2 protein-coding genes are annotated in these 2,013 nt (G+C 30.3%); both read left to right on the top strand.

All coding sequences use genetic code 11. The annotated features are described in order from the left end of the window. A partial coding sequence (locus LQ611_RS13755) for a protein rep (RefSeq protein WP_239709668.1) occupies positions 1-235 on the top strand: 235 nt, incomplete at its 5' end. 929 nt (positions 236-1,164) lie between these two features. After that, positions 1,165-2,013, top strand: an 849-nt coding sequence (locus LQ611_RS13750) for a protein rep (RefSeq protein WP_239709667.1), incomplete at its 3' end; no start/stop codon positions are given.

The following is a 2,013-nucleotide window of genomic DNA, read 5'->3' as shown; positions in this document are numbered from 1 at the left end:
TCAAGAAAAAAATCAAGAAATAGTCAACGACTTAGAACAAGGTTTATACAGAAAACGTATGCTAAGCTACGGTGGTTTACTCAAACAAAAACATAAAATTTTAAATTTAGATGACTCAGAAGACGGGAACTTAATTAATACATCAGACGAAAAGATAACAGAAGAAGAACAAAAAGCACACTCAATCATGGCAATATGGAATTATCAAAAACAAAACTACTACATCAAAAAATAATAAAAAAACTGACCCCAATCAGAAACTATGTATTGTGATTGGGGTCAGTTTTTTTATTATTAAATATTATTGGTTTAATAGTGTTTTGCTTTTGATAATTCTTTACTTATCGTCAAGTCGATGTCATGTCGATGTCATGTCGATGTTAAGTAAAAAAAGCTTTTTTAGCCCCTGCAGGAACTATGCGATTAAACGGCACGTTTACCCACTTTTATGCCAATTTTTAAATTTGCATGTAAATGGGCAGTGTCTTAAAAATTAGCCACTGGTTTTTAGAAAAATCATTTTGTGAAATCAAAATATATTTATTTGGCTCATATTTGCGTTTTAAGAGCTTATATAAGTTTTTAGGTATAAAACTATATGATTTACCCCTAAATCTTTAAAATGCCCCCTTAAAATTCAAAATAAGAGCATTTGAATTTAAACAAAATAAAAAAGCCGACCTAAAAATTAAGTTGGCTTTTTTTAGAAATATTCTGCTAAGTTAAATCTAATTTAATCATACCACCGTTTATGCCGAGAAAACTTTTTGGTTTGAAAAATGAAATGTGATAGCTAACTTGTTAGCGAGTTGGTTGGACTTGAATTGGGATTAATCCCAAGAAAGTACCAACTCAACATCACATGGAATTGTAGGTTCAAACCAAAAAGGAAATTGGAATAAAAAACATGTACAGACGGAAAAATAGAGCATGATTCACGGAGTGATCATCATGCTCTATTTTTGGGTTTTTAGAAACGAGTGAAACGAGTTTCTTCTTGTCTTGATACTAATTAGAAATAATTCGATTTATTAATTTTACGTTTAAGCCTTGATATTAAAGGGTTTTGCTACTTTTTAGGTGTATAAAATAAAATTTGACATAAAAAAACTCCAGTAATAAGATAAAGGTGTCGAGCCAAAATCAAATACTGGAGGTTTTTATATGCAAAACAATCATACAAAATTTATAACTGAAAATCAAGATAATAAAATTTTGAAAGATATTTCTAAAAGTGGGAAACAACGCCCATGGAAAGAGAAAAAAATTGATAACGTGAGCTATTCTGAAATTCTCGACATTCTAAAATTAAAAAAGGCTCATAACGTCAAACAGTGTGGAAGCGTCTTAGAATTCAAACCGACAGAAGAAGGCTATTTAAAGCTTTATAAGACATGGTTTTGTAAATCGAAATTGTGTCCAGTTTGTAATTGGAGGCGAGCCATGAAAAATATTTATCAAGCGCAAAGAGTGATTGAAGAAGTGGTAAAAGAAAAGCCAAAAGCACGTTGGTTATTTTTAACACTTTCAACAAAAAATGCGATAGATGGTGAAACTTTAGAACAAAGTTTAAAACATTTAACAAAAGCATTTGATAGATTAAGCAGATATAAAAAAGTTTCTAAAAATTTAATTGGTTTTATGCGTTCGACAGAAGTTACCGTTAATAAAAATGACGGTAGTTATAATCAACATATGCATGTTTTATTGTGTGTTGAAAGCAAATATTTTAGAGGTTCTGAGAATTACATTTCACAAAATGAATGGGTCGATTTATGGCAAAAAGCATTGCAAGTTGATTATCGACCAGTGGCAAATATAAAGGCGATCAAACCAAACAAAAAGGGCGATAAAGATATTCAAGCAGCAATCAAAGAAACATCAAAATATAGTGTAAAATCATCAGACTATCTAACAAGTAATCAAGAAAAAAATCAAGAAATAGTCAACGACTTAGAACAAGGTTTATACAGAAAACGTATGCTAAGCTACGGTGGTTTACTCAAACAAAAA

Origin of the sequence: Mammaliicoccus sp. L-M44 (genome assembly GCF_022386355.1) — a bacterium.
Classification (GTDB): Bacteria; Bacillota; Bacilli; order Staphylococcales; family Staphylococcaceae; genus Mammaliicoccus; species Mammaliicoccus sciuri_A.
Note: the sequence above shows the minus strand (reverse complement) of the source record. Positions and strands in the feature narration are given on the sequence as shown.